The organism is Allosalinactinospora lopnorensis (assembly GCF_000981225.1).
In the GTDB taxonomy this organism is placed as follows: domain Bacteria; phylum Actinomycetota; class Actinomycetes; order Streptosporangiales; family Streptosporangiaceae; genus Allosalinactinospora; species Allosalinactinospora lopnorensis.
The window spans coordinates 10,516-32,108 of the sequence record NZ_LAJC01000027.1; the positions used below are offsets into that span (position 1 = coordinate 10,516).

The 21,593-nt window shown below is 69.4% G+C and carries 18 protein-coding genes and 2 pseudogenes; 7 read left to right on the forward strand and 13 right to left on the reverse strand.

Features of this window, described 5'->3' with window-relative positions:
* Positions 1–2 precede the first annotated feature (2 nt).
* A complete protein-coding gene (locus VS93_RS11875) occupies positions 3–4,271 on the reverse strand; it encodes a HAMP domain-containing protein (protein WP_046470019.1) in 4,269 nt (1,422 codons plus the stop codon).
* Between the two features lie 382 nt (positions 4,272–4,653).
* On the opposite strand from VS93_RS11875, the gene VS93_RS11880 reads away from it, so the two are divergent.
* From VS93_RS11880 to VS93_RS11890, 3 genes are all read left to right on the forward strand, one after another.
* Positions 4,654–6,834, forward strand: a complete 2,181-nt coding sequence (locus VS93_RS11880) for a SpoIIE family protein phosphatase (RefSeq protein WP_046470020.1) — start codon at positions 4,654–4,656, stop codon at positions 6,832–6,834.
* A gap of 92 nt (positions 6,835–6,926) precedes the next feature.
* Positions 6,927–7,157 (forward strand): type II toxin-antitoxin system HicB family antitoxin, encoded by a 231-nt coding sequence (locus tag VS93_RS11885; RefSeq protein WP_046470021.1) that lies wholly within the window; start codon positions 6,927–6,929, stop codon positions 7,155–7,157.
* 17 nt (positions 7,158–7,174) lie between these two features.
* Positions 7,175–7,366, forward strand: coding sequence for a type II toxin-antitoxin system HicA family toxin (locus tag VS93_RS11890; RefSeq protein ID WP_052745703.1), 192 nt, complete (start codon positions 7,175–7,177; stop codon positions 7,364–7,366).
* Here VS93_RS11890 and mnhG read toward each other — a convergent pair.
* The 11 genes and pseudogenes from mnhG to VS93_RS11940 form a co-directional block, all read right to left on the reverse strand.
* Positions 7,363–7,713 (reverse strand): monovalent cation/H(+) antiporter subunit G, encoded by a 351-nt coding sequence (gene mnhG, locus VS93_RS11895; RefSeq protein ID WP_046470023.1) that lies wholly within the window; start codon positions 7,711–7,713, stop codon positions 7,363–7,365. The two genes, VS93_RS11890 and mnhG, sit on opposite strands and share 4 nt — an antisense overlap.
* Before the next feature lies 1 nt (position 7,714).
* The gene (locus tag VS93_RS11900; RefSeq protein ID WP_046470024.1) at positions 7,715–7,978 is read right to left on the reverse strand and encodes a monovalent cation/H+ antiporter complex subunit F; all 264 of its coding nucleotides are present in this window, start codon (positions 7,976–7,978) and stop codon (positions 7,715–7,717) included.
* Entirely contained in the window at positions 7,975–8,397 is a 423-nt protein-coding gene (locus tag VS93_RS11905) for a Na+/H+ antiporter subunit E (RefSeq protein ID WP_236700498.1), read from the reverse strand. The genes VS93_RS11900 and VS93_RS11905 overlap by 4 nt, the downstream gene beginning before the upstream one ends.
* A complete protein-coding gene (locus VS93_RS11910) occupies positions 8,394–9,887 on the reverse strand; it encodes a monovalent cation/H+ antiporter subunit D family protein (RefSeq protein ID WP_046470025.1) in 1,494 nt (497 codons plus the stop codon). Before VS93_RS11910 ends, VS93_RS11905 begins: the two co-directional genes overlap by 4 nt.
* Positions 9,884–10,195, reverse strand: coding sequence for a sodium:proton antiporter (locus VS93_RS11915; RefSeq protein WP_046470026.1), 312 nt, complete (start codon positions 10,193–10,195; stop codon positions 9,884–9,886). Before VS93_RS11915 ends, VS93_RS11910 begins: the two co-directional genes overlap by 4 nt.
* Positions 10,192–13,068 (reverse strand): hydrogen gas-evolving membrane-bound hydrogenase subunit E, encoded by a 2,877-nt coding sequence (gene mbhE, locus VS93_RS11920; RefSeq protein ID WP_052745704.1) that lies wholly within the window; start codon positions 13,066–13,068, stop codon positions 10,192–10,194. Before mbhE ends, VS93_RS11915 begins: the two co-directional genes overlap by 4 nt.
* A gap of 467 nt (positions 13,069–13,535) precedes the next feature.
* Entirely contained in the window at positions 13,536–14,141 is a 606-nt protein-coding gene (locus VS93_RS11925) for a response regulator transcription factor (RefSeq protein WP_046470027.1), read from the reverse strand.
* Positions 14,138–15,430, reverse strand: a complete 1,293-nt coding sequence (locus VS93_RS11930) for a sensor histidine kinase (RefSeq protein WP_236700499.1) — start codon at positions 15,428–15,430, stop codon at positions 14,138–14,140. The genes VS93_RS11925 and VS93_RS11930 overlap by 4 nt, the downstream gene beginning before the upstream one ends.
* Before the next feature lie 143 nt (positions 15,431–15,573).
* Complete coding sequence (locus VS93_RS31545; RefSeq protein ID WP_052745706.1) at positions 15,574–15,828, reverse strand: hypothetical protein; 255 nt, start codon at positions 15,826–15,828, stop codon at positions 15,574–15,576.
* A complete protein-coding gene (locus VS93_RS11935) occupies positions 15,810–16,427 on the reverse strand; it encodes an ABC transporter permease (RefSeq protein ID WP_052745707.1) in 618 nt (205 codons plus the stop codon). Before VS93_RS11935 ends, VS93_RS31545 begins: the two co-directional genes overlap by 19 nt.
* A 51-nt stretch (positions 16,428–16,478) precedes the next feature.
* A pseudogene (locus VS93_RS11940) lies at positions 16,479–17,566 on the reverse strand (ABC transporter ATP-binding protein).
* A gap of 187 nt (positions 17,567–17,753) precedes the next feature.
* On the opposite strand from VS93_RS11940, the gene VS93_RS11945 reads away from it, so the two are divergent.
* Genes VS93_RS11945 through VS93_RS11955 form a run of 3 tightly spaced genes read left to right on the forward strand, consistent with a single transcriptional unit; the run spans position 17,754 to position 19,887 of the window.
* Complete coding sequence (locus VS93_RS11945) at positions 17,754–18,113, forward strand: putative ATP-grasp-modified RiPP (protein ID WP_046470029.1); 360 nt, start codon at positions 17,754–17,756, stop codon at positions 18,111–18,113.
* Entirely contained in the window at positions 18,113–19,093 is a 981-nt protein-coding gene (gene tgmB, locus VS93_RS11950) for an ATP-grasp ribosomal peptide maturase (protein ID WP_046470030.1), read from the forward strand. Before VS93_RS11945 ends, tgmB begins: the two co-directional genes overlap by 1 nt.
* On the forward strand, positions 19,090–19,887 hold the full coding sequence (locus tag VS93_RS11955; protein WP_236700500.1) for a methyltransferase domain-containing protein: 798 nt from the start codon (positions 19,090–19,092) through the stop codon (positions 19,885–19,887). Before tgmB ends, VS93_RS11955 begins: the two co-directional genes overlap by 4 nt.
* Positions 19,888–20,482: 595 nt before the next feature.
* On the opposite strand, the gene VS93_RS30395 is transcribed toward VS93_RS11955, so the two are convergent.
* Positions 20,483–20,725 (reverse strand): hypothetical protein, encoded by a 243-nt coding sequence (locus tag VS93_RS30395; protein ID WP_201776618.1) that lies wholly within the window; start codon positions 20,723–20,725, stop codon positions 20,483–20,485.
* A 455-nt stretch (positions 20,726–21,180) separates the two neighbouring features.
* Here VS93_RS30395 and VS93_RS33375 point away from each other — a divergent pair.
* Positions 21,181–21,582, forward strand: a pseudogene (locus VS93_RS33375) (Scr1 family TA system antitoxin-like transcriptional regulator); the annotation flags it as partial.
* Between the last annotated feature and the right edge of the window lie 11 nt (positions 21,583–21,593).

Consider the following 21,593-nt stretch of genomic DNA (forward strand, 5'->3'; position numbering starts at 1 on the left):
GTTCATTGCTCCTGCTTGTTATCCGTGTCTTCTCCGGCCGAGTTCTGGTCCAGCCACGCGCGTATCACGTCCAGGAGATGGTCCAGGTCCACCGGTTTGGTGACATAGTCCGACGCGCCCGCTTCCAGGCTACGTTCCCGGTCGCCCTGCATCGCCTTAGCCGTGAGGGAGATGATCGGCAGGTCGGCGAACTGCGGCATCTCCCGAATGGCGAGGGTCGTCGCGTCACCGTCCAGCTCGGGCATCATGATGTCCATCAGTACCAGGGCGATGTCCTCGTTGGCCTCCAGTTTCTCAATACCGGAGTGGCCGTTGTCCGCGTACAGGACCTCCAATCCGTGCGCCTCCAACGCGCTGGTCAGCGCGAACACGTTGCGGATGTCGTCGTCGACGATCAGCACGCGCTTCCCCGCCAGCGCGGCGTCGCGGTCGGGGTCGTCGCGCGTCTCGGGGTCGGCCTGCTCGACGCCCTCGATCGATTCGTCCGCGACCTTGAGGACCGGTACCGGCGCCGGCTCCCCCTGTTCGTCGGCGGCGCCGTCCGCGCCCTCGTCCAGTGCCGCGGTACCGGCCGGGCTCTCCGGGAGCTCCGGACGGATCTCGGTGAGCGGCTCGATGTCCGGCTGGGTCTCCGCGGGCAGCCCCGAGACCGCCTCCAGCGGGTCCTCCAGCCGCTCCGCGGTGCCCTCCGGCAGCCGCACCGGCATCAGCAGGGTGAAGGTGCTGCCCTCGCCGAGCACGCTCTGCACCCGGATCTCCCCGCCGAGCAGCCGGGCGAAGTTCCGGCTGATGGACAACCCGAGGCCGGTGCCGCCGAAGCGCCGGCTGGTTCCGCCGTCGCCCTGGTGGAACGCCTCGAAGATGACCTGCACCTTGTCGTCGGGGATTCCGATCCCGGTATCGGTCACCGAGAACGCGATGACCTCTTCGTTCTCGCCGAACATGTCGAGGTCGGCGTCGTCGAGCGCCCAGGCGGGCTCGATGAGCATCCGCACCTCGCCGGAGCTGGTGAACTTCACCGCGTTGGACAGCAGGTTGCGCAGGATCTGCTGCAGCCGCTGCTCGTCGGTCCACAGGTAGTTCGGGATGTCCGGCGACACCTCGACGGCGAACGCGAGCCCGCGTTCGCCGGTCATCGGGCGGAAGGACGCCTCGACGTAGTCGACGAGCCAGCCGATCGACACGTCGCTCGGCTGCACTTCGGCGCGGCCCGCCTCCACCTTGGACAGGTCCAGGATCTCGTCGATCAACTGCAGCAGGTCACTTCCCGCCTTGTGGATCGTCTGGGCGAACTCCACCTGCTTGGACGTGAGGTTCTGCTCGGAGTTGTCGGCCAGCAGCCGCGCGAGGATGAGCAGGCTGTTGAGCGGAGTCCGCAGCTCGTGCGACATGTTCGCGAGGAACTCCGACTTGTACTTCGAGGAGACCTGCAGCTGGTGCGCCCGGTCCTCCAGCGAGCGCCGGGCCCGTTCGATCTGCCGGTTCTGCAGTTCGATCGCCCGGTTCTGGCTGGCCAACTGGCCGGCCTTGCTGTGCAGTTCGGCGTTCTTGCGCCGCAGTTCCTCCTGCTGGCGCTGCAGCTCGTTGGAGCGCTCCTGCAGTGCGGTCGTGAGCTGCTGGGACTGCACCAGCAGGTACTCGGTCTTGGTGTTCGCCAGGATGGTGTTGATCGTGGTGCCGATCCGCGTCACCAACTGGCGCAGGAAGTTCAGGTGAACCTCGCGGAACTCGCTGTAGGAGGCCAGCTCGATGACACCGAGCACGCGGTCCTCGGAGACGATCGGCAGGATCGCGAGGGTCAGCGGCGGCGCCCCGCCCAGGCCGGACTCGACCTTCACGTAGTCGGGCGGCACATTGTGGATGATCATCTCCTTCTTCTGCGCGATGACTTCGCCGGCCAGCCCGGAACCGGCCCGCACCCGGCGCCGCGGCTCGCTGGGCTGGTAGCCGAAGCCCGCGTAGAGGCGGAAGGTCTCCTCCTCGTCCTTCTCCTCCGGCAGGAAGCACGCGCCGTGCTGGGCTTCCACCAGCGGCGTCACCTCGTTCATGATCAGCCGGGCCAGCTCGTTGAGGTCGCGGTGGCCCTGGATGAGGCCGGAGATGCGGGCGAGGTTGCTCTTCAGCCAGTCCTCGTCGCGCTGGGCGGCCGTGGTCTCGCGCAGGTTGCTGACCATCAGGTTGATGTTGTCCTTCAGCTGCTGCATCTCGCCGCGGGCGTCGACCTGGATGTTCTGGGTCAGATCGCCCCGGGTGACCGCGCTGGCCACCTCGGCGATCGCGCGGACCTGCGTGGTGAGGTTCCCGGCGAGCTCGTTCACGCTGTCGGTGAGCTGCTTCCAGGTGCCGGAGACCCCGTCGACCTTGGCCTGGCCGCCGAGCTGCCCCTCGCTGCCCACCTCGTGGGCCACCCGGGTGACCTGGGTGGCGAACGCCGACAGTTGGTCGACCATCGTGTTGACGGTGTCCTTCAGCTCCAGGATCTCGCCCTGCGCGTCCACCGTGATCTTCTTGGTCAGGTCACCGTTGGCCACGGCCGAGGTCACCTGGGCGATGTTGCGCACCTGGGTGGTCAGGTTGTGCGACATCGAGTTGACGTTCTCGGTGAGGTCCTTCCAGATCCCCGACACGCCCTTGACGTCGGCGCGGCCGCCCAACTGCCCTTCGGTACCGACCTCACGCGCCACCCGCGTGACCTCATCGGCGAACGCCGAGAGCTGGTCCACCATCACGTTGATGGTGTCCTTCAGCTCCAGGATCTCGCCCTTGGCGTTGACCGTCACCTTCTTCGTGAGGTCGCCGCGCGCGACGGCGCGGGTGACGATGGAGATCTGGCGCACCTGGTGGGTGAGGTTGTTGGCCATGGAGTTGACGTTGTCGGTCAGGTCCTTCCACACCCCCGACACGTCGCGGACGTGCGCCTGGCCGCCCAGCTTGCCCTCGGTGCCCACCTCACGCGCCATGCGGGTCACCTCGTCGGCGAAGGACTCCAGCTGGTCCACCATCGTGTTCACGGTGTCCTTGAGCTGCAACATCTCACCCTGCGCGTCCACCGTGATCTTCTTGGTCAGATCGCCCTTGGCGACCGCCGTGGTGACCTGGGAAATGTTGCGGACCTGGTAGGTCAGGCTGTTGGCCATGGAGTTGACGTTGTCGGTCAGGTCCTTCCAGATCCCCGACACGCCCTTGACATTGGCACGGCCGCCCAGCTTGCCCTCGGTGCCCACCTCACGCGCCACCCGCGTGACCTCATCGGCGAAGGAGTCCAGCTGGTCCACCATCGTGTTCACGGTGTCCTTGAGCTGCAACATCTCACCCTGGACATCCACCGTCACCTTGCGGCCCAGGTCGCCGCGCGCGACGGCCGTGGTGACCTGGGAGATGTCGCGCACCTGGTTGGTGAGGTTGTCCGCCATGGAGTTGACGTTGTCGGTCAGGTCCTTCCAGATCCCCGACACGCCCTTGACATTGGCACGGCCGCCCAGCTTGCCCTCGGTGCCCACCTCACGCGCCACCCGCGTGACCTCATCGGCGAAGGAGTCCAGCTGGTCCACCATCCTGTTGACGGTGTCCTTGAGCTGCAACATCTCACCCTGGACATCCACCGTCACCTTGCGGCTCAGGTCACCGCGCGACACCGCGAAGGTCACCTCGGAGATGTCGCGCACCTGCGCGGTGAGCCGGGAGGCCATCTGGTTGACCGACTCGGTGACGTCGCGCCAGGCACCGGAGACCCCCTCGACCCGGGCACTGCCGCCCAGCTTGCCCTCGGTGCCCACCTCACGCGCCACCCGCGTGACCTCGTTGGTGAACCCGTGCATCTGATCGGCCATCCGGTTCACCGACGTGGCCAGGCGGAGCAGGTCGCCCTGGAGGGCGCCGTGCCGGCTGGTGAGGTCGGCCCGCTGGGACAGGTCGCCTCCGGCCACGGAATCGAGGATCTGCGCGACCTCGGTCACGGGCTCGCTGACTTCGTCGAGCAGCTGGTTCAGCGCCTGGACGCTCTTGCTCCACGCCCCTCGGGCCGGACTGACGGAGATCCGCTCGTTGAGCCTTCCCTGGCTGCTCACCACGCCGCCAACGCGCTGCAGTTCGCTGCTGAGCTGCTCGCAGTGGTCCAGGACCTCGTTGAAAACGGTCGCGATCTCACCGTGCTTTCCGCCGTTCGGGGAACTCAGGCGTACACTGAAATCGCCGTCCCTCATGCTGTACAGGGCACTGAGAAGCTCGTCCAGCTGCGCTTCCGATGCCGGTTCTCGGGTCGCTTCGGGCATGGATTCCCCTCCTCCGCAACTCATATGCCGGTGACCCCGTTGACCGGGGTCAGGGGATATACCGCTCCGCTGGGGGTGCGGGGTATCTCGCCCCGGCGGGTCTCCGCTACGACCACCGGAACCGTACTGCAACACGCGGTGGGCGCACCGGGGTACCGCGGTGCGTTGGATCAATCGGCCTGGCTGCTCAAATACACGTACGTTCTGACATCATGTTTGCGTTGTCCCTACTGTGCCCGCGGACGCGGCTGTTGTGACACCGCCGGGCCAGCAGACGACGACTCGATAGGGGGTGTAGGGCCAATCGTAGTAACGCCTTGATCCCGTCTGCCCCGTTCAACGCCGAAGGAAACCGTACGGCTGCACAATGCCACAGGACTCGATGAAGGTCTCCCAGCGGGAGTTCTCCCCCGCTCCCGAGACAGCGGGCGAGGCGCGCGTGTTCGTCCGGGAAACACTGCGGGACTGGGGGATCGAATACCCCTCCGACGACATCATTCTGCTCGTCAGCGAACTGGTGACGAACGCGGTCATCCACGCGGAGAGCACGCTCGAACTGACCGTGCGGCGGCTGTCGGCGGCTGTCGAGGTAATCGTGGCCGACCGCGCGCCGGAGCGCGCCGTCCCCAAGGTCGGGCCCCTGACGGTGGACACGGCACCGCCGGCCGACGACGGGCGCGACGGAGGCCTTGGCCTGGCACTCGCGGCGGCGATCGCCTCCAGTTGGGGCGTCAGCTACAGCAAAGAGGACAAGGCCGTCTGGTTCCGCATCGAGGACGAGAAGGTCGAGGACGAGGACACCGAGCGTCCCGTGCTCTCCCCGCCGGACCCGGTGCGCCCGCACCGCCGCCGCTCCGCGCGCCCCGGCCCGTGGGCGGCGCTGGAGGCCGCGCTGTCGGCCCGGCTGACACTTCCCGAACTGCTCGACCGCACCGTTGAGTACGCGCGGTCCGCGCTGGGCGGCGACGCCGCCTACATCGCACTGGCCACGACCGACGAGACCGAATGGGAGGTCCGCGCGGCCACCGGGCTGACCAACGGTCCCTGGCGCCCGTTCCGCAGCCGGACCGAGGAGACCTTCCCCTCCGCCGCTCCGGAACCGGGCCCCGTCATCAACGACGACCTGATGATCGCGCGGGCGCACCGCGGGCGGCTCGCCGGAGCGGGCATGCGGTCGCTGGTCACCGCGCCGCTCATCGTGGAGGGCCGAATCACCGGACTGATCGGTGTCGCGTCGCGCCGCATCCGGCACTTCGGTACCACCGCGGCCCGGCGGCTACAGGAAGGCGCCGACCGCATCGCCCTACCCATGGAACGCGCCCGACTGGCCGAGGTGGAGCTGGCGCGCCGCGCCTCGCTGAGCTTCCTCGCCGAGGCCAGCGACCTGCTCACCGGCACACTCGACGAGCAGATGACCTCGGCGCTGGCCGCACAGCTGGCGACGTCGCGCCTGGGGAGCTGGTGCGCCGTGCACACCACCACGGAGCTGGGGATCTCCCGGCTGACCCACACCGTGCACCGCAACGAGAACTACAACGACATGCTGCGGACCCTGTTGGGCACGCTGCCGCCTCCCGAGCAGCGCGAGCCGCGCCCGCTGTGGACCCGCGGGCAGCTCCTCTCAGCGGGGCTCGACGACGAGTTGACGCTGGAAATGGCGGAGAGCCCGGCCATCAGCATCCCCCTGGTCGCGCACAGCAGGACACTCGGGCGGCTGACGCTGGGCAAGGACCCCGAAGCGGATTTCACCCGTGAGGACGTGGACGTCGCCGACGACCTCGCCCAGCGCGTCTCCTCGGCGATGGAGAACGCGCGCCTCTACGCCAACCAGACCTCGATGAGCGAGGCACTGCAGCGGAGCCTGCTCCCGGCCAAGGAGAAGGAGCCGACCATCCCGGGCGTGGACCACGCGGTGTTCTACCGCCCGGCCGACGAGCGCACGGTCGTGGGCGGCGACTTCTACGACGTCTTCGCCACCGACGGCCGCTGGTGCTTCGCGATCGGCGACGTGTGCGGCACCGGCCCCGCGGCGGCCGCGGTCACCGGACTGGCCCGGCACACGTTGCGGGCGCTCGCCCGCGAGGGCTACTCCCCCGCTCACATCATGCACCGGCTGAACCTCGCGATCCTGGAGGAGAACACCTCCACGCGCTTTCTGACCATGCTCTACGGGGAGATGACCCCGCTGGGCGCCCCCGGCGAGGGGATGCGCATCCGCCTGGTGTCGGCCGGGCACCCGCTGCCGTTGCGGCTGAACCAGGAGGGGGAGGTGACGACGCTCGGGACCTCCCAGCCGCTCCTGGGGGCGTTCGAGGACGTCGGCTTCTACACCGAAACCGTCGAGGTCTCCCCGGGAGGCGTGCTCCTCGCGGTCACCGACGGTGTCACCGAACGCCGCAGCAACGAGGACATGCTCGGTGACGAGGGGTTGCAGCGCATCTTCTCCGGCTGCTCCGGACTGACCGCCCAGGCCGTCATCGCCCGCATCGACCGGGACCTGGAGGAGTTCGCGCCGGGCGGGCACACCGACGACACGGCCATGCTGGTCCTGCGCTTCCTCTGACCGCCGGCGGGCCGCGGATCCTCCGGACGCGGAGCGCGCTCGGCCCCTACTCTGGGAAGCGCAGGGTCGTCTTCGAAAATGGAGGACTCCCGATGACCCAACCGACGAACGTCCGACTCACTGCTCGCATATGGCCGGAGGAAGGCGGTTTCGTGATCCAGTGCGTCGAGAACGGCGTCACCACCGAGGGCGACACCTATGAACAAGCCCTGCGGAACATCCAGGAAGCGGTGGAACTCTATTACGAAGACGAAGACATCGACTTCTCCCTCATCCACCCCGAAGCGGCCGTCCTTCCCTTCGACATCAAACTCAGCGCATGAGCCCACGGACTCGCAGGATGTCCAGTAAGGAGATCATCAAACTGCTCGAAGCTGAAGGATTCGAGCACGTTTCCACACGGGGTGACCACTACAAAATGCGCAGGGACGGCCGTTCCATCATCGTGCCGCTCGGACGCGATCCGCTGCGCATGGGCACACAGAAATCCATACTCGACGCCGCGGGTATCGACCCGAAGAACCTTCCCTAACGCTCCTCCTCGCCGTCCGCTTCGCGCGAGCGCTCGGCGAGCTCGTCGAAGCGGTTGATCCGCGCCAGCGGCGTACCGGACCGGTAGGCGGCGCGGGCGATGGCGAAGCCGCCGACCGCTGCCGTGATGAGCTGCAGCACGATGGCCACGAGGGTCTTGACGACGGCTGCCGGGTCGGGCATCAGGATCACCGTCCCGGCCAGTGTGAGGACGACGCCGAGGCTCGCCGCCTTGGCGACCGCGTTCATCCGGTTGTAGGCATCGGGCAGCCGGAGCAACCCGATCCCCGCGAGCAGGGTCAGCCCCACTCCCAGCGCGATCAGCACGCCGCCCACGAACGCCCACATGTCAGCTCCTCCTCTCCCCTCCGCCCATGAGCCGCGCGAGCCAGACGGTGGCGATGAAGGCCGTGAGCGTGCCGGCCAGCACGACGTCGAACACCCAGGGGCTGCCGACACGCAGGCCGATCAGCGCCACCGCCCCCACGAACACGAAGAAGCTCAGGTCGGCCGCGACAACCCGGTCGGCCGGGCCGGGCCCGCGGATCATCCGGACGATGGCCATGACGAACACGGCGCCCAGTACCGCCAGGGCCAGATCGAGCAGGATCATCGCGTTCCCCTCTCCTCGGGGCCGCCCGCCCGCCATGCCGGCGGCCCATGGGGGCGCCCCTCGAAACGCAGCACGTCGAGTATCCGGTTCTCCAGCTCGTCGAACTGCTCCCGGAAGGTGTGCGGGTCCCCGGCGTGCGACCCGTGGACGTAGAGCGTGGGCGGGTCACGCTGGATGGCCACGGTGAGGGTCCCGGGAGTGAGCGTGATGAGGTTGGCCATCGTGGCGATCTCCAGGTCGGTCCGGCAGCGCAGCGGCAACTCGGCGATGCCTGGAGCGAGGGCGCTGCCCGGCGTGATGATCTCCCAGGCCACGGTCGCGTTCGCGCTGGCGAGCTCCCACCCGAAAAAGCCGGCGAACGCCACGAACCGTCCCAGCCACCGCACGGAGCCGGTCATCAGCCGCAGGAAACCGTTCATCCCCCCGCCACCTCACGCACGTATTCCCCGGTGTCGACGAGCGCCTCCGCGGCCCGCTCCGACAGGGACAGCAGCAGCTCGCCGCCGATCCCCAGCCCCAGCGAGAACAGCATCAGGACCAGGGGAGGGACGATGAGAGCGGCCCGCACCCGCGGCATCTCGGCATCCGCCACCATCTCCTGCTCGTGGTCGACTTCCCTGATCATGCGGCCCCAGAACACGCCGAGCCAGATCTTGATCACGGACGTCAGCACCACAAGGCCGGCGATGAGCGCCACCGCGGCGGCGACGTACTCCCCCTCGACGACCGCGGCGCGGATGACGAGGAGCTTGGCCACGAAGCCGGAGAACGGCGGAACACCGGCCAGGGAGAACGCCGCCCCGATGAATGCCAGCCCCAGGACCGGCTCGCGCCGGGCCACACCGCCGAGGCGCTCGGGGTGCCGGCTTCCGTAGGTGGCCTCCACGGCTCCGATGGACAGGAAGAGGGAGGCCATAACCACTATGTGGTGCACCATGTAGAACATCCCCGCGGCGATCCCTACCGGACCGAACAGCGCGAGCCCCAGCAGGATATAGCCGATCCCGCTGACCATGTTGAACGTCAGGACCGAGCGCGCGGCGGGCCCGCCGACCGCGCCGAGGGCACCGACGGCCATGGTGGCCGTGAAGACGGCCAGCAGCACAGCGAGGTAGCGCGCGTCCCCGTCGTAGACCAGGGCGTAGATCCGGTAGATGGCGTAGACGGCGACCTTGGTGTGCAGGCCCGAGAACAGCGCAGCGACGACCGGGGACGTGTACGGGTAGGTGTTCGGCAGCCACCCGTGCACCGGGAAGACCGCGGCCTTCACGCAGAAGGCGACCAGCACGATGCCCCCGGCCAGCGCCACGGCCGGGCTCTCCCGGGCCGTTCCGGCGAGGTCGGCGAGGTTGACGGTGCCGGCGAGCCCGTAGACCGCGGCGATCCCGATGAGCAGGACGGTCGAGGCCAGCAGGCTGACCACGATGTAGAGGCGTCCCGCCGGTATCCGCCTTCCGTTGCCGAACACGCTGATCAGCACATAGGACGGCGCCAGCATGACCTCGACGAACACGAACAGGTTGAACAGGTCCGCCGTGAGCAGCGCACCGCAGACCCCGCCGAACAGCACGAGGACCAGTGAGGGGAAGTAGCGGTTCCTCCCCTCGCCCGAGAGGGCCGCGAACACGGCGCACACCAGGGTGACCAGCGCCGTTACCGTCAGCATGAGCGCGCTGAACAGGTCGACCGCGAACGTGATCGCGATACCGTCCGGCCAGGCTCCGACGTTGTGCGCGATGGTGCCTCCGTCGCGCACCGCCACGAGCAGACCCACGTTGTTGGCCAGAAGCGCGGTCAGCACGGCGACGAGCACGGCGCGGCGCGGGAACCCCGGGTGCCGGACCAGGGCGAGTACCGCCGCGGCCAGCAGCGGCACCGCAACGGTCAGCGGAAGAAGCACGCTGTTCACGGCAACCGCTCGGTGTCGTCGTCGCCTTTACCCGCCGCGGCGAGAACGAGCAGGTAGATCGTGATGCCGAAGGTGATGACGATCGCCGTCAGGACGAACGCCTGGGGCAGCGGGTCGGCCATCTGCCCGAGAGCGGCGGTCCCCTCGATGGGCGGCTCCCGGCGCTGCGTTCCCCCGGCCGCCAGGAACAGCAGGTTCGCGGCGTGGCCGAGGAGGACGAACCCGAACGTGATGCGCACGAGCCCGCGTTGCAGGACCAGGAAGACGCCTCCGGCGACGAGGACGCCGATTCCGAGGGCGAGGGTCATTCTCCACCTCCGTTCCGGTACCTCTCGGCGTGTCCCGCCTTTCCGCCCTCCGGCGCCCTTGGTCGGGCCTTGGAGCGCCGGATGACCAGGCCGTCCAGCACGCCCTCGCCGCCGTGGGCCAGGGCGCCCGAGAGCCCGCTCCCCATGCGGCGCAGCGCTGACACGATCACACCGATGACGATGAGGTACACGCCGACGTCGAAGATCAGCGACGTGGTGCCCTTGACGGTCGCCCCGAGGAGTTCCAGCTCGCCGTGGAAGGGGCGCAGGAAGGAGCCGTCGGCGAGGCCGATGAGTCCGGCGGCCACCGCGATCGCGAGTCCCGCGCCGGCCAGTCCGACGGAGGGCCATGCGGCCGACCTGCGGTCCGGAGCCAGCGAGGCGATATAGACCATGGCGAGGCCGGCGCCGCCGACGAGCGCGGCGATGAAGCCTCCGCCCGGCGCGTTGTGCCCCCGGAGCAGCAGGTAGAGGGAGAACGCGATGATAACGGGCACGAGCAGGCGCCCGAAGACGCGGATGACGACGGCGTTGTCGGCCGCGTTCTCGATCGGGCTGCCCCTGGGGAGGAGCTCCCGTTGCAACGCGCTCCGAAGGAGGGGCGTGCTCTCCACGAAAGCGGCGACACCGATGGCCACGGCGGCGAGGACCGTGATCTCCCCCAGCGTGTCCAGAGCCCGGAAGTCGACCAGGATGGTGTTGACCACGTTCGTCCCGCCGGTCGCCTCCTCCGACTCGCTCAGGTAGTAGTCGCGTACCGCGGACGGGCCCCGGCGGCCGGTGAACGCGAAAGCGACGACGGTGGCCCCGGCGCCCGCCAGGAGGGCGATCGCCGCGGACGCTCCCGTCCGCAGCCTCCCGCCCGGCTGGAACAGCGCGGGCAGCCGGCTCAGCGCGAGTACGGCGACGGCAACGGTGAGGAACTCGATCAGCAGTTGGGTCAGCGCCAGGTCGGGCGCGCCGAGCATGAGGAACCACATCGCCACGACGAACCCGATGACCCCGAGCAGGCAGACCGCGGCGATACGGAAACGGGTGGCCGCGATCGCGGCCACCGCCGCAGCGAGGACAGCGACGATGAGCCAGTCCTCGATCCGCGTGGTTCCCGGGGCGCGCGGCGCCAGCGGCACCCCCCACCAGAGGCCGACCGCCGCGAGAGCGAGCAGCACCAGAACGATGGGCAGCATCTGGACGCTTGGGGCCAGGCTTCGCGTGGGGGCGCCGACCCAGCCGCCGAACCGGATCACCGCGCTGTAGCAGCGCTCGAAGACGCTCACACCGCTGAAAGGCAGCCGCCGGCGCTGCAGCCAGCGGTCCACCGGCGCGCGGGCACGGAACAGCAGCAGCCCGAGCACGACGGTCAGCGCCGACATCGCCAGCTCCGCTGAGAAGCCCGGCCACAGTTCGAGGTGCGGGTCGCCCGACATGAACCGGGTGTCCAGGATGATCTGCTCGACGAGGAGGCTCAGAGTCGACACCGCGATACCCAGCACGATCCCGAGCACAGCGGCGACCGCGGCGGGGGTCCGGAACGGCCATGACGGTTCGACCAGCCGGCGCTGCACTGTGGTGCCGCCGAACGCGCCGTGCAGGAGGCGGAACCCGTAGGCGAAGGTGAGGACCGCGGCGAACACCGCGACCGCTCCGAGCAGCCAGCCGAGCCATTCGGGTCCGGGGAAGTCGACGAAGGCGGCGTAGATCTTCTCCTTGCTGACGAACCCGAGCGCCGGGGGGATGCCGGCCAGCGACATCGCGGCCAGCCCCGTGAGTGTGGCGGTGACCGGCATGACCCGCCACAGTCCGTCGAGCCTGCGCACGTCCCGGCTGCCCGCCTCGCGGTCGATGATCCCCACCAGCATGAACAGGGTCGCCTTGAACAGGGCGTGCGCCAGCGTGTGCAGGGCCGCCGCCCCTAGGGCCTCCGGTGTTCCGATCCCCACGAGCGCGGTGAGGAACCCGAGCTGGCTGACGGTCGAGTACGCCAGCAGCGCTTTGAGGTCGTGCTGTTTCAGCGCGAGCAGCGCGCCGACCACCGCGGTCGCCAGGCCCGTCCCGACGAGCAGCGCCGTCCAGAGCGCCCCTTCCGCGAACTCCGGGGAGAAGCGCATGAGCAGGTAGATCCCGGCCTTCACCATCGTGGCGGCGTGCAGGTAGGCGCTCACGGGGGTACTGGCCGCCATCGCGTCGGGCAGCCAGAAGTGGAAGGGGATCTGCGCGGACTTGGTGAAGGCGGCGAAGACGAGCAGCAGCAGCACGACCGTCGTGAACGCGGGGTCGGCCGCCCAGTCGAACTCGCGCAGGATCACGCTGAGGCGGGTCGTTCCGGCGGCGACGGCGAGCAGGAGCACAGCGCCGAGCAGACCGAGCCCACCCATCGCGGTGACCAGTAACGCCCGTTTCGCGGGCTGGGCGGCGGCCAGTCCGGCGTTCCCGATGAGGAAGAACGAGCAGACGCTGGTGAGCTCCCAGAAGACGAACAGCAGCACGAGGTCGTCGGCCAGCACCAGGCCCAGCATCGACGCCGCGAACAGGGTGAGCAGCAGGTAGACGGTGCCGTGGCGGGCGCCATGGCCGAAGTACCGCGTGCAGTACGCCATGATCAGGGCGCCCACGCCCAGGATCAGCAGCGCGAACAGCAGTGACAGGCCGTCGAGGCGGAGCGCGAACGCGACGTCGATGGACGGGAGCCACGGCCACGTGAAGGCGACCGGCTGGTTCGCCAGAACCCGCGGTGCCGGCCACGCGATGGCGCTTCCCAGGACCAGGAAGATCACCGCGAGGGGCCAGCCCGCGTTCCGGCCCAGGAACCGCTCGAAGAGCGGCGCCGCCGCCGCGGACACGACCAGTGCGCCCAGCACGAGGACCAGTACCACCCGGCGCCCCCCTAAGCTCCGGCGCACCACTCGTGTGCGGCTCGCGCCCTCCTTCACCTCCGGGCCCGACAGCGGCCCCGGAAGGCCGGTCTGCGTGTCGTCGGAATTCCGTTCTGTAACTTCCGGGTCTTCGGGGGTGTCCCGGCGCGCGGGCGTCGGCTAGGGGGCGTCAGGCGGCCGGGGAGCACCGAAGCGGAGTCCCCCTCGCCGATGCGGAGCGACAGGTCCGGTCAGGAGCCGAAGGAGGGGCCGTGGGGCGGAAACGGCCGTGCCGGACACACCGATATCCACGGCAAACGACCCCCCAACGTCTTCCGGGCCCCTGCCCCCATCCCCGGACGGCGACGTAAGAACGTGCTACCCCGGGTACCCCGTGTACCAAACAAGAGGCGTCCCGCGGACGGTTCCGCCTGGTCGTCGCACTCCCCTGGACGCACGAGGCGCCGTGGTCGCGCGCGCTGCGGCCGCTAGAGCCATCCCATCTCCCTCGCCGTGCGGATGGCGGTCAGTCGGTTGTCGGCGCCGGTCTTGGTCATGGCACTGGACAGGTAGTTGCGCACGGTCCCTTCGCTGAGGTGCAGCGCCCGGGCGATCCCGGCGACGGACTCCCCTTCGGCCGCGGCACGCAGAACCTCGGCTTCGCGGCTGGTCAGAGGGCTGTCGCCGGCGGCCATCGCCGCGGCGGCGAGGTCGGTGTCGATGTAGCGGCCGCCCTCGTACACCTTGCGGATCGCGCCTGCGAGCTGCTCCACCGGGGCGTCCTTGGCCAGGAAGCCGCGGGCGCCCGCGGTGATCGCCCGGCGCAGGTATCCCGGCCGGCCGAAGCTGGTCAGGATGAGCACACCGCAGTCCGGCGCCGCCTCCTTCAGCCGTCCCGCCACGTCCAGGCCGCCGGCGGCGGGCATCTCGATGTCCAGGACAGCGATGTCGGCCGCGTGCGCGGTGACCGCGTCGAGCACCTCGTCGCCCCGCCCTACCTCGGCGACGACCTCCAGGTCGTCCTCCAGGCCGAGCAGCGCGGCGATCGCGCCGCGCACCAGCTGCTCGTCGTCGGCCAGCACAATGCGGATCACGCGGTCACATCCTCCCGGTCCCGCCCCGGCTCGGTGGCCGGCTCCCGTGCGGCCTCCTGGGACGCGAGGGGCAGCACGGCCCGCACCAGGAACCCGTCCCGGCCGCTCGGGCCCGCTGTCACGGAGCCGCCGGCCGCGGCGGCGCGTTCGGCGAGTCCGGTGAGACCGTTCCCGAAACGCACCGCGGCCTCCCCGGCGCCGCGCACCCCGTCGTTGAGCACCTCGACGACCACCGCGCGCTCCTGCCGTTCCAGGGCGATGGCGCAGCGCGCGGCGGAGCTGTGCCGCAGCACGTTGGTGGCGGCCTCGCGCACCAGCCAGGCGGCGAGCGCGCGCAGCTCGGCGGGAAGGTCCACCGCCCCGCCGGTCACCTCGCACCGGACGCCTGCAGCGGAGAGAACAGCGCGCACGCTGGCGATCTCGGCGTCCAGGTCCACCTCCCGGTACCCGCTGACAGCGGTCCGGAGCTCGCGCAGCGCGTCCCTGGCGAGCCGCTGCACGGCCGTCATCTCCCGCGCGGCCCTTTGCGGGTCCCGGTCGGCGAGCCGGGCCGCGAGCTCGCTCTTCACCGCCATTCCGGACAGGCTGTGTCCGAGCAGGTCGTGCATGTCCCGGGCGAAGCGCAGGCGCTCCTCGCTGACGGCGAGCCGGGCCTGGGCCTCCCGGGCTGCGGTGGCTTCGGTGATGATGTCCCAGAGCACGATCACGGAGGCGTAGCTGGCCCACATTACGGCCCATGTCACGAGGGCGATGGCGGTGAGACCGAGCGCGAAGAGGATCCCCTGCCCCACCTCACCCGGCCAGCCCAGGACCACGGACGGGGGAACGGAGGCCAGGAGCATGATCAGCAGGTAACCGGCCCTGCGCCGCCTGCTCCCGGTCACGCACACGCCGGAGCCCCACGCCAGCACGACCCCGAGCGTCCAGTTATTCCCGGCCAGGGTGAGCGCCGCGCCACCGAGCGCGACGACGGACAGCAGGACGTCGCGGTCCAGTGTCGTATCGGGCCGGTCGACCCTCGTGCGGACGATGCGCAGCAGGAAGTACGCCAGTACCGCGCTGCACAGGATGCCCGCGATGCTCAGCACAGCATCGAGCGGGTGCGGCGCCCGCCAGGCCAGCGGCACCAGGTCCTCGTCCTCGCTGGCCGCCCCCAAAGCGGCCAGCGCCGCGGCGACGCACATGAAGGGCACCATCGCGACCGTTGCGAGGACCAACCGGCGGGCGAGGACCAGCCGCCGCCCGAACCGGTCCGCTCCCTCCGCGGGCACAGAAGCGGATGCCGCCACCGTCACTCCCCTCATCGCCCGGGGTCCAACCCTAACCAGATCGAGGGGCGGCCGCCGGTCCCCGTCCCGGCCGGCGCCCGCCCCGCACCGCCGGAAGCGCGTGCCCGTGCCTTCCGGCGGTGGTCCATGCTCGACACGAGCGCTCACTGCTCCTGGCGCGGGTCCCAGCGGAAGTACCGGAGCAGGTAGACCGAGAGCGCCAGCCAGGCCAGCAGGAGGCCCACCGAGGGAAACGCCGCCGTCCACAGGGCCGGCCCGGTGATCGCGCTCGCCTCGTCCACGCCGTTGACCAGGTCGTAGCCCAGGTAGCCGGAGCGGATCATCTCGACGGCGGGTGCCAGCGGAAGCAGGCCGAGAGCGGCGGCGAGCCGGTCCGGCATCATCTCCAGCGGCACCATGAGCCACTGGCCCCGTAGAGAATCAGGAACGGGAACATCGCCATCAGCTGGGCGCTCTCAGCGTTGCGGGTCAACCGGGTGAAAGCGGCGCCCAGCAGCGACATCAGCACGGTGGTCAGCACCAGGGGCAACGCCACCATGGCCGGATCGGCCGGCCACACGCCGTAGCGCCAGGCGAGGACCCCGCCGATAACGGCCGTCAGCAGGAGCACCACGGCGAGCACCGACAGCGTGGACGCGCCGAACAGCGCGAACGGCGTCACCCCGCTGGCCCGGAAGCGCTTCAGTACCAGCTGCTCGCGCCGCGCCGCGTAGACGTTGGAGATGTGCCAGAGCCCGATGGCCATCGCGACCAGCGCGGGGGTTCCCGTGATGTAATACGGCGCGGCGTCGACCCCGGGGAGCGTCTCCTCGCCCTCCGACGCGACCCCGATGAGCACGAAGACCAGCGGGAAGACCGCGATGTAGAGGGCCATCCGGTACCGGTAGAAGAGGGTGAGTTCGGTACGTGTCAGCCGCAGCAGCTGCCGGTACGGGCTGACGGGCGCGCGGGCGGCGCGGGGCCGCTCTGTTGTCTGCTGAACCGTCGGACTGGCCATGGTCGGCTCCTTGGTCGGATCCTTGCGCGGACGGGCGGGGGCGGTCCGGGCTCAACGGCCGGCGAGACCGGCCGCGGCCGCCCCCGAGGCCGCGGAGAGGAAGACGTCCTCAAGCGAGGCGCTGCGCAGTTCCAGCCGCTCCAGGGTGACCCCGTTCCGTTCCGCCCACGGGAGCAGGCACGCCGCGGCCCGATGGGCCCGTCCGGCCGTGTCGTCGCCGGTGACGACGTAGCTGACCCACGGCTCGCCCCCGCGCACGTCCATCGAGGCCGCCGCGTCCGGTAGGGCCGGGAGCTCCTCGAACCGGAACCGGTCGGGCATCCGGAACCCGATGCGGTCGCCCCACCCCCGCAGAACCTCGTCGATCCGGCCCGCCACCCGGATCTCACCAGTGTGCATGATCGCGATCCGGTCGGCGAGCCGTTCGGCCTCCTCCAGATAGTGCGTGGTCAGCAGAATGGCGACCCCGTCCGCGACCAGCTCCTCGATGGTCCGCCAGGCCGCGCGCCGGGCTTCGGGGTCCATCCCGGTGGTGGGCTCGTCCAGGAACAGCACCTCCGGCTGGGAGAGCACCGCCAGCCCGAGGTCGAGGCGGCGTTTCTGCCCGCCCGAGAGCTGCCGGACGGCCACCGCGGCCCGGTCGGTGAGGCCGGTGAGCTCCAGTACCGAGTCGCGGTCGAGAGGATCGGCGGCGAGGTCGCGGGACAGGTCGATCGTCTCGGCGACGGTCAGCTCGCCGAACAGCCCGCTGTGCTGCAGCACCGCGTCCACGCGCTCGCGCAGCGCGGCGGGTTGGCCATAGGGGTCGGTACCGAAGACCCGGACCGTGCCCGAGGTGGGGCGGCGGAAGCCTCCAGGGTCTCGACGGTGGTGGTCTTGCCCGCGCCGTTGGTGCCCAGCAGCGCGAACAGCTCCCCGGGCGCGACGTCGAGGGAGACGCCCCTGACCGCCTCGAAGTCGCCGTAACTCTGCCGCAGGTCGCGAACGCTGATCGCGGCCTCGGCGGCGGCCGCGCTGGAGGAGGTCTGCTGTGCCGTTCCCATGCCAGAAGTCTGGCGGGCAGCGGGTTTTCCGGTGTAGATCCCGATGTCACCGCCCGGCCGTGACGTCCGGGACCGGCGCGGCATGACAGATGTCATCCCGCCCGGCCGCTCGCGGGTGTTCGCATGGAGCGGCCCCCGCGGGAGTCTCCTGCCGGCTCTGCGTGGTGCCGGACTTCGCCGTGCTTCAGCGTCCTCACGGTTCGCGCCCCGGCTACTAAAAGGCAGAGCAGGGGAACAACAACAGTGTCATGCAACCGACCGCCCCGAAGAGAAAGACCCCCACATGACCCCCCAGAACAATCCCGCCTTGTTGGAATCGCCGGATGGTGAGTCCCACGCCGAGTTCGCGCGGGTCAGTGACGCCTTCCCGTTGGACCCGACCACGGCCGTCTTCAACGCCAGCGCCGAGCCGCCCTCCGGCTCGGGAACGCGCCCGTGGGGCCTGCGGTTCGCCGTAACCCCTCCGCTCCGCCGTGAGGTCAGCGACGCCGTCGATCGGTGGGTCTATGACCCGGTGAGCCAACAGGGCATCGACCGGCTGACTGGTGCCCCGTCGCTGGGCAAACGCTCCAGCGGCACCAAGGAGACCACCGGCGAGCCGGACGGCAACAAGCCCACCCCTGAAGAGGTGACCTACGACTGATGGCGTCGTCACCGCTGCGTGAGGCGGTGCTGGTCCTCACCGACACCGAGGACGGCACCGCCGACCCCGTTATCCACGAACTGAATGAGCGCGGTGTCCCGGTGGCACGGATGGACACCGGCGACTTCCCCCTCTCCATGACCATGGAAGCCGAGTTCGACACCCCGCGCTGGCGGGGCTCGATCCATGATGCGTTCCGTGGCGTTGATCTGGAATCGGTACGTAGTGTCTACTACCGCCGTCCGGGGCAGTTCACGCTTGCTGAGGGCATGTCGGGGCCGGAACAGCGCTGGGCCTACCGTGAGGCCCGCATGGGGTTCGGTGGTGTGCTGCTGAGCTCGGACTGCCTGTGGGTCAACGACCCGCGCGCGATGACCTCGGCAGAGTACAAACCCGCCCAGCTTGCCACAGCGGCCGGATCCGGGCTTACCGTTCCGCGTACGATCATCACCAACGTCCCCGATCACGCCGCCGATTGGGTGGCCAGTGTGGAAGGTCCCGTGGTGTACAAGCCGCTCGGTGGAGCGTTGCACACCGAGGATGGTCGAACCAAGATCATTTACGCCACGCCGGTTGAGGCCCTGCAGGATCTACGCGATCCCGCGCTCTCCCTGACGGCGCACTGTTTTCAGCAGTGGATAGCCAAGGACTACGAGGCCCGGGTGACCATCGTCGGGAGCGAGATGTTCGCGGTAGCGATCCATGCGCAGTCACAGGCGGCATACCAGGATTGGCGCAGCGATTACGGCGCCCACCGGTATGAGGTCATCGGCATCCCCGGCGAGGTGCGCGCGGGTCTGCAACGCTATATGCGAGCCTTCGGCCTGACCTTCGGAGCGGCCGACTTCGCTGTCTCTCCTGACGGGACATGGACCCTGCTGGAGATCAACCCCAACGGCGAGTGGGGCTGGCTCGCTCACCACTGCGCGCTTCCCATCGCCGAAACCATCGCCGACCTGCTGGAGAAGGGGCACCCGTGAGCCGTCCTGTTCACCCGCCGTCTTCGGATCTCACCGACCTTCTCATCGCCAACGACTCGCTGCACGCCGACGACCCGCTCACCGATGCGTTCCGGCATGTGGATCGCGGGGCGCTCGTCCCGGCCTTCGCCGTCTACGAGCACACGCCCCATGGCACGCGCTACCGGCTCATACGCCGCGACGACCCCGAGCAGTACGACGAATGGGCCTCGCGGGTCTATGCCGACGAAACACCGATCATCGAGATCAAAGGCGAACCGGTGATCGACGCCTTGCCCGCGGGCACCGGCAAAGGGCGCTGGACCAGTTCCTCCACCATGCCTGGCCTGATGGTCCAGATGCTCACCGAGCTGGATCTCACCGAGGATGTCCGTGTGCTGGAAATCGGTGTGGGCTCAGGCTATAACGCCGCGCTTTTGTGCGAACGTCTCGGCTCAGACCAGGTGACCAGTATCGACATCTCATCCCGCCTCGTCTCCGACGCCGCCGAACGCCTGAACGCGCTCGGCTACCGCCCGGTACTGGCCACCTTTGACGGCCACCAGGCTATCCCGACAACGCCCCATACGACCGCATCATCGCCACGGCCGCCTTCACCCACATCCCCCCGAATGGATCACCCAGGTCAGGCCGGGCGGGGTGATCCTGACCAACATCGCGGGCGGCGCCGGAGGGGCGATGCTCAAACTCCACGTAGGCGCAGACGGCACCGCCCAAGGCCGGTTCCTTCCGCAGCGGGCGGGTTTCATGCCCGCCCGTACCCGCAGTCCCCGGCACCGGGCCACCGTCGATGACGAGGGCAAGGAGAGCACGACCACGATCAACCCCGCTACCGTGCAGGAGTTGGAGTTCGCGTTTCTGGCCCAACTCGCCACCATCGACGCCGACACCGTGGGCAAGACCGCAGACGACGGCACCGACTTCCTGTTCATGGAAGCCGCGGACGGGTCATGGGCCGAGATCGACATGGAACCCGTGGACGACCGGTACCGGGTGAGCGAAGGGGGGCCGCGCCGGCTGTGGGCCGCCGTTGAGGACGCTCACCACTGGTGGACAGCCAATGGTCGGCCCGGCTGGAGCGCCTTCGGCGCCACCGTCACCCCCGAGCACCAATATGTCTGGTACGGCTCACCGGCCAGCGGAAAAGGTGGCCCCTGCCCATATAACTCCTGGGAAATCTACTCCCCGGCGACGAACACGGCCCCCGCGACACGGTCTTGGCGTATGCCCGGCCGCCCGCGGGTGTTCGCATGGAGCGGCCCCCGCCGGGGACGGATCGCGGCGGGGGCCGGGGCGGCGCACCCTCCGGGTTCTGGGGAGGAGGGGAAGGCGCGCGGGGTTGGGGCGCGGTGGCGGTGGCCCTGGTGGGCTGTCTTCCGCGCGGGGTGTCTACAGCGGGCAGGGGTGGGAGATCGGGTGGATGGCGGCGAAGCGGCATCCCGAGGCCGGGCACTGCCAGTTGGCGGTGACCGGTTCGACCACCGGGGAGGAGCCGCCGTCGAGGCGGTCGCGGATCTCGATGGCGGTCCGGCGGACCGGCCCCAGCCAGCAGAGATGGTCGCCGGTGGCGGCGATCAGCTGCTCGACGAGGTTTCTCAGCGCCGCGTGCTCTTGTCGGGCCAGGTCCGTCATTGCCGCGCCTTTCGGGAGTCGCGTAGCGCGTAAACGTCGCCGGCGCGGTAGATCCGCCATCCGGTCTGGGGGTTGCGCAGGCAGCGGATCCGCCCCTGGCGGGCCCAGGCCCGCAGGGTAGAGGGGCGATGCCCAGGATCTCGGCGGCCTCCTGGGTTCGGACGTAGAGGCCGGGATCGATGTCGCTCACCGGGGCACCCCCGCACGTTCCAGGCACAGCAGGTAGGGGCGAACCCGCGCACTCCGGCGCGGTGTCAGGATGGACAACGTCATCAGCTCCTTGGGATAGCTGGTGGCCACGCCCCGGGGCCGAGTCAGCGGTCGCCGGGGTCTTGTCGTGTTCGGAGGTTCCAGACTGCCGGGGGTGAACAGTCACCTGCCATAGAGGACACACTTTTGCGTTCTGCTGTGGATTTCGCGTCCAACTGTGTCCGCGTTATGGAACGCTGTTCCTCATGAGCGATAAACGGGATCCGAAATGGGGTCAGTGGGGGGCGGCGCTAAAGCAATTACGCGAGCAATCTGGGAGAACGCAACGTGAACTCGGCAAGAGTTCTCTCATGGGCAAATCAACGATCAGTTCGTTCGAGTTGGGAACACGGTCCCCACGACTCCACCATGCAGAAGCACTCGACACTGCGCTGTCCACAGGTGGCACCCTTGCCCGGATGTGGCAGGAAATTGCCAACCAGCGCTACGTTCCCGAGTGGTTCAAGGACGCGCTACAGCTAGAGCGCCGCGCAATCGAGATCAGGCAACACCAGCCGCTTGTGATGCCTGGTCCGCTTCAGACCGAGGACTACGCACGGACACTGATCAAGGAGGGAAGTACACGCGCGGACGCTGAAGAGATCGAGCGGATGGTACG